This is a genomic window from Rhodococcus sp. EPR-134 (assembly GCF_001647205.1).
GTDB lineage: Bacteria > Actinomycetota > Actinomycetes > Mycobacteriales > Mycobacteriaceae > Rhodococcus_F > Rhodococcus_F qingshengii.
Genome location: NZ_LVCT01000327.1, coordinates 1 through 6,050, shown reverse-complemented (window position 1 = coordinate 6,050; position 6,050 = coordinate 1). Strand labels below are relative to the sequence as shown.

7 protein-coding genes are annotated in these 6,050 nt (G+C 61.1%); 2 read left to right on the top strand and 5 right to left on the bottom strand.

The genetic code is table 11. The annotated features are described in order from the left end of the window. Window positions 1–9: 9 nt before the first annotated feature. The gene (locus tag A2J01_RS14875) at window positions 10–504 is read right to left on the bottom strand and encodes a DUF3558 family protein (protein ID WP_231915793.1); all 495 of its coding nucleotides are present in this window, start codon (window positions 502–504) and stop codon (window positions 10–12) included. 176 nt (window positions 505–680) lie between these two features. Between A2J01_RS14875 and A2J01_RS14870 the strand changes: the two genes are divergently transcribed. Continuing rightward, the gene (locus A2J01_RS14870; protein ID WP_003941279.1) at window positions 681–1,736 is read left to right on the top strand and encodes a 2,3-butanediol dehydrogenase; all 1,056 of its coding nucleotides are present in this window, start codon (window positions 681–683) and stop codon (window positions 1,734–1,736) included. Here the strand turns inward: A2J01_RS14870 and A2J01_RS14865 are convergent. The 3 genes from A2J01_RS14865 to A2J01_RS35125 form a co-directional block, all read right to left on the bottom strand. Then, window positions 1,726–2,049, bottom strand: coding sequence for a 4Fe-4S dicluster domain-containing protein (locus A2J01_RS14865; protein WP_007726052.1), 324 nt, complete (start codon window positions 2,047–2,049; stop codon window positions 1,726–1,728). The two genes, A2J01_RS14870 and A2J01_RS14865, sit on opposite strands and share 11 nt — an antisense overlap. Then, window positions 2,046–3,635 carry an FAD-dependent oxidoreductase gene (locus A2J01_RS14860; RefSeq protein ID WP_064112994.1) on the bottom strand — a complete coding sequence of 530 codons (1,590 nt, stop codon included), beginning with the start codon at window positions 3,633–3,635 and terminating at the stop codon, window positions 2,046–2,048. Before A2J01_RS14860 ends, A2J01_RS14865 begins: the two co-directional genes overlap by 4 nt. 124 nt (window positions 3,636–3,759) lie before the next feature. Further along, complete coding sequence (locus tag A2J01_RS35125) at window positions 3,760–4,005, bottom strand: hypothetical protein (RefSeq protein ID WP_231915792.1); 246 nt, start codon at window positions 4,003–4,005, stop codon at window positions 3,760–3,762. Between the two features lie 223 nt (window positions 4,006–4,228). On the opposite strand from A2J01_RS35125, the gene A2J01_RS14850 reads away from it, so the two are divergent. After that, window positions 4,229–4,609, top strand: a complete 381-nt coding sequence (locus A2J01_RS14850) for a helix-turn-helix domain-containing protein (RefSeq protein WP_064112992.1) — start codon at window positions 4,229–4,231, stop codon at window positions 4,607–4,609. Here the strand turns inward: A2J01_RS14850 and A2J01_RS14845 are convergent. Further along, window positions 4,606–6,050 (bottom strand): AMP-dependent synthetase/ligase (locus A2J01_RS14845; RefSeq protein ID WP_064112991.1); only part of this gene is annotated, 1,445 nt, incomplete at its 5' end. The two genes, A2J01_RS14850 and A2J01_RS14845, sit on opposite strands and share 4 nt — an antisense overlap.

Below are 6,050 nucleotides of genomic sequence, written 5' to 3'. Positions count from 1 at the left end.
TTCCGATCGTTATTCGGGAAGCAGCGGTAACACGGTCAGACCGACCCGCTCAACCAGTTCACACGGAGTTTCGGGGCGCTGGTCACCGACTTTCGCACCCACTCGAATCATCGCCGTGGACTGAGCAGTCGCGAAGGCGATATTGCACGCGGTGTCCGCCTTGTCATTGTGTTCCTGGAACATCAGGACCTGTCGGCCGGCGAGTTGAATTCGATGTAGATCGCGCATCACCGGATTTGCTTCGACGTCCGCAAGCGAGTGTGTTGTGGAAGTCAGACGGAGGAAGAACCAAGATCCTTCCCACTTGCATATATTGAACCCATCGATATGGGTGTTGACTATGTCAACCTCTTTTGTTGCCGGGTCAACTCCGACTCTCTCCAATTCCTCATTGCTGAGAACCTCACACGGATCAAACATCCCAATCACATCGACAGGGAAAGCCTCGCCCTCGACGGTCGAGGAACAACCCCCAACCAACAGCGCGGCCGCGACCAGGACCACTGCAACCCTCACTCCCACAGCACTCCCCCTCGTTCGCGACCCGCTCACAGTATTGGACGCTCCCCAGCACCGATCGGTTCCACGACATTGCATTCCGTTGCAACCCTTCACCCGGGCCGATAATCGGCCTAGCGTCGATCTACCAGGGGATTCACAACGAAGTGAGGTGCGGATCAATGAAGGCAGCACGGTTCCACGGGCAGAAAGACATCCGGATCGAAGAGATCCCTGAGCCCGAATTGCGGCCAGGAACAGTCAAGCTGAAGGTCGCATGGTGCGGAATCTGCGGCACCGATCTCCACGAGTACCTCGAGGGACCGATCTTCATCTCCGCACCCGGACACCCGCATCCTCTCTCACACGAGAATGCGCCGGTCACGATGGGCCACGAGTTCTCCGGCACCGTCGAAGAGGTCGGCGAAGGTGTCACGGACGTCGAGGTCGGTGAAAATGTTGTCGTCGAGCCGTACTTCGTCTGCAACGAGTGCGCCCCGTGCAAGGCGGGCAACTACCACCTGTGTACGAAGATGGGGTTCATCGGCTTGGCCGGCGGCGGTGGCGGACTCAGCGAGAAGGTCGTCGTCGACCGTCGCTGGATCCACAAGATCGGCAACATCCCGCTCGACGAGGCAGCTCTCATCGAACCGTTGAGCGTCGCCCATCACGCCGTCGTACGCAGTGGAGCCGAAAGCGGCAACGTCGCCATCGTGGGCGGAGCCGGACCGATCGGACTCCTCGTTGCGGCAGTCCTCAAGGGTCTGGGTGTCACGACGATCGTCACCGAACTCAGCGAGGCCCGCAAAGCCAAGGCCCTCTCCAGTGGAGTCGCCGACTACGTCATCGATCCCACCACCGAAGACGTCAAAGCGCGCGTCCTCGAACTCAGCGGAGGCATCGGCGCAGACATCGGTTTCGAGTGCGCAGGCGTCAACGCAGTACTCGACACCATGCTCGACACGGTCAGGCCTGCTGGAGTTGTTGTCAACGTGTCGATTTGGGGCAAGCCCGCGACCATTGACATGCAGAAGCTGGTCCTCAAGGAAATCGACCTACGCGGAACCATCGCGTACGTACGCGACCATGAAGCGGTCATCAAGATGGTCCAGGACGGTGTCGTCGATCTGGCGCCATTCATCACCGGTCGTATTCAGCTCGAAGAATTGATCTCCGAAGGATTCACCACTCTGATCGAGCACAACGACACTGCAGTCAAGATTCTCGTCAGGTCGTAACCGGACGGGGCACCTCCGGGCCCACCGCAGTCAGGGACCCAGGTGCCCGCCCTTTGCCCCATCCGATCTTCTCTCGGTAGCGGCCGATGTGATCGTCCTCGATCACATCGGCCGTTTCCAACGGCGTGGATTGCGGATGCACATACAGCGCATCCGTCGGGCAATATGCCTCACACATGAAGCAGGTCTGGCAATCCGATTGGCGCGCAATCACCGGGACGCCCGACGGCGTCCGATCGAAAACATCTGTAGGACAAACGTCTACGCACTTGTCGCAGCCGATGCAGTCAGGCGCGGACACCAGCTCGATCATGACGCCACCAGTGCAGACCCGACAGATTCAGAAGTCCGGGTCCACACCGAATCCAAACCGCCGGTGAGGACGTGATGGTGCTGCGTCACATCGAGTTCGGGATAATCGTCTCGCTTGCTCATTCCCCGAGTCTCGGTCCGCGCCATCGTCGAGTGGTACATCCAGCGACCGACGGCCGTGATCGCGGCAGCCTGCCGCGCCGCCATCCGACCTGCTGGATCCGCGCCCAGATCCGCACTCACTGCACCCCACAGCGATTCGAGCTCACCGAGCGCTGCGGATACTCGATCACCGCTGCGGAGGTAGTTCTTGTCGAAGGGAATCAGCTGCGCCTGAGCAGCTTTCACCACATCGTCGGCAGCAAACCCGGTTCGTACCGGATTACGCAATCCGACGGTTCCGGCTCCGCGAAGACCACTGGTAGACCCACGTCCGACCGACAGCGCATAGCGCGCAGCACCGGTTCCCGCCCACGAACCAGAAGACATCGCCCACGCGGCGTTGTGACTTCCCCCGCCGGTAAACCCTCCGCAGATTCGCTCGCGGGTCGCAGCGTCCCCGGCGGCAAACAGTCCTGGAACGGATGACGCGCAATCGTCGTCGACGACGTTGATTCCCCCAGTGCCGCGCACCGTGCCTTCAGCGAGCATGCCGACCTCGAATTTGTCGGTGAAGGGATCGATTCCGCGGCGATCGAATTGCAAGAAGAAGTTGGGTTGCCCCAGCCTCATTCGACGCTGCACCTCAGCGTCGGCCCGATCGATCTGCGCGAACACGGGCTCGTTCCGCAACGTGCTGGCGATGACGGACCTCCCCTTCGCCGAACCGGCCCCTTCGAGCACTCTTCCGTCTGCGTGGAAGAACGTCGCGTACGCGTAGTAAGCCGTCTTGGTGATCGTCGATCCGGCCGCTGCGATTCCGTACGCGTTCGAGAACTCCATCCCAGAGAACTCCGCTCCGACTTCCGCTGCCATCAATGCACCGTCACCGGTATCGACGTTGGTACCCAACGCACCGGACAGAAACGCACAACCTCCGCTGGCGACCACTACCGCGCCTGCCGAGACTCGGTAATCCTGATGTTCGTGACGCTGGTATCCGGCGACTCCGCGAACTCGCCCGGCGTCGTCCACCAACAACTCCAGCGCCGGCGAATGATCGAGGATCCGCACACCGGTTCGACGAATCCAGGTGCGCATCCGTCGCATGTACTCAGGTCCCTGCAAGCCGGTACGGATCTGCTTGCCCGTGCTGGTGTCGACGGGGAACGGATATCTGCCCTCCACCGCGAGGAGATCCATGTTGGAGTAGGTCTGCTCGAGGACGCGGTCCATCCAATGGTGGTCGGCAAGATATCCGCCGAGCGCCTCACGTCCGGCCTTCGCCCGCTCACGGGCAGTCGTATCCGGTTCGACGTACCAAACACCTGTTCCGGAGGGGGCCGTTGCGCCGCTCGTTCCGCAGTAGCCCTTGTCGACCAGGACGACGTCTGCACCGGCCTTGGCCGCGCGCAACGCTGCCCATGCGCCGGCGGGGCCACCACCGATCACCAATACATCGGTGAAGAGTTCGAGGACGTCCGTCACTGGCCAGCTCCTGTCAGAGGTCTACGCAACACTTCTGTTGCCGCAATATTCCTCGAACGAACTCCGCAGCGCCACAGTCAGAATCACTGTGAACTCAACCGGTCACTGCCGCATCGACAGAGCGCTACGACGCTTCCCGCTCCTCGTCGGTGCACAACGCGGAATACTTGGCGAAGGCTTCCTGCAAGGTCAGCGATTTTCGTCGCTCGGTGATGTCGCGGGGCTTTCCCTGCGCGACACATCGACGCGCATGTTCGATCACAGCTTCACGTATGACGCTGGAAATGTCCGCGCCCGTGAGCTCTTGGAGGGTCTCTAGGGCCCTCAGTTCCTCTACGTCGAATCTCACCGTTACCGATCGTCTAGCCACGCTCAGGATGTTACTTGCGGGTACACCAAATTTGGTGAGTTACATATGCGTCGAGTCGAATATCTTTGGGCGCCAAAACCTTCGAATTCCGATCTACGTGGGTAAATAGTTTTCCACTCACGGCACTCATGTAATGCAACGCACACGGCGCTAGCCAGCGTGCCGACGGACACTGTCGCTGTCTATGCTTGCGAAACACTGCCTTCGATCGGAGATATACCGCGTGAGCATCGACCACATCGTTTCCGCAGTCGACGGCGACGCTGCCGAGCGAATCAAGACAGCTCTGGCCGAGAGAGCCGCAACCTCGACGGACACGACCACGCTGGTGTTCGACGGCGTGAGCATCAAGATTCCGCCATCGGTCGGCGACGCCGTCGTGCAGCTCCTGACCTACCTCGCTGCCGGCGACAGCGTCGCCCTCGGGCCCGTCGCAGAACTCCTCACCACCTCGCAGGCAGCAGAGATCCTCGGCGTTTCGGACACATATGTACGTAAGCTCGCCGACGCCGGGAAACTCCCGATCGAACTACGCGGCACCCACCGCAGGTTCCGCCTCGATGACGTGTTGGCTTACCGCGAGCAGTTCCCAAAACGCGCCTAGCTCTTCGCGTACATTCCTTCGATCTCCTTCGAGAACCGATCGACGACGACATTGCGCTTGATCTTGAGCGTCGCTGTCATCTCACCGTCTTCCTCGGTCAGATCGCGATCGAGAATGACGAACTTCTTGATCGACTCCGCATGCGAGACAGCAGCATTGGCGTCGTCGACGGCCTTCTGCAGCTCCGCTCGAAGGTCCTTGTCGTCACGTAGTTCGGCGACGGTGGCGCCGGAAGGCTTGCCGTTCTCCGACTTCCACTTCTCGAACACCTCGGGGTCGACGGTCAACAGCGCCGTGATGTAGGTCTTCCCGTCGCCGACGACAACTGCCTGCGAGACGATGGAATGCGAACGGATACGGTCTTCCATCGGGCCCGGCGAGACGTTCTTGCCGCCCGCCGTCACCAGAAGATCCTTCTTGCGTCCGGTGATGGAAAGGTAACCGTCGCTGTCGAGTTCCCCGAGATCACCGGTGCGCATCCAGCCGTTGACGAACGTCTCTTCGGTGGCCTTGTCGTTCTTCCAGTAGCCCTTGAAAACAACCCCGCCGTTGAGTTCGATCTCGCCGTCCTCGGCGATGCGAACCCCGTTGCCGCCCATCGGCTGTCCGACGGTTCCGATCTTCTGAGCACCCGGGACGTTGACACAGTGCGCCGCAGTGGTTTCGGTGAGACCGTAACCCTCGTAGATCGGAACTCCGAGCCCACGGAAGAAGTGCCCCAGCTCAGGAGTGAGGGCGCCGCCGCCGGAGATCGCGAACCAGCACTCGCCGCCGAGAGCCTCACGAAGTTTCGAGTACACGAGCTTGTCTGCCACTGCGTGCTTCGCCTTCAAGATCAGCGAGGGACCGCCCTTGTCGAGAGCTTGGCTGTACTCCTTGGCGGTGGCTTCTGCGAAGGCGAAGATCGCGCCGGGTACCTTTCCACCGGACTCCGCCTTGCGTGCTGCGCCGTCGCGAACTTTTTCGAAGACACGCGGAACACCGAGGATGGTGTTGGGCTTGTAGCGCTCGAATTGAGTTGTAATGGTGGCGAAGTCGGACCAGTGTGCCTGCGAAGCGCCAGCTTCGAACGTCGCGAGGGACACCGCGCGAGCCAGCACGTGAGCCAGCGGCAGGAAGGTCAGGACTCGGTTTCCCGGAACCGCCACCTTGCCGATCGATGCCGTGAGAATCCCGCGCACCTCGGACAGGAAGTTGCGGTGCGTGAGGATGCATCCCTTGGGACGGCCTGTCGTGCCGGAGGTGTAGACGAGTGACGCAAGATCGTCGGCCTTGATGCCCGCGAGTCGCTTCTTCAGCTCGGTGTCGTCAACGTCGGCACCCTGTGCGGTCAGCTTTTCGACTGCTCCGTCGTCGATCTGCATGACGGCCTTGAGAGAGCTTGGCGCGTCCTGGAACAGCTGCTCGTGCGCGCCGGTTTCGACGATCGCGATGACGGCCT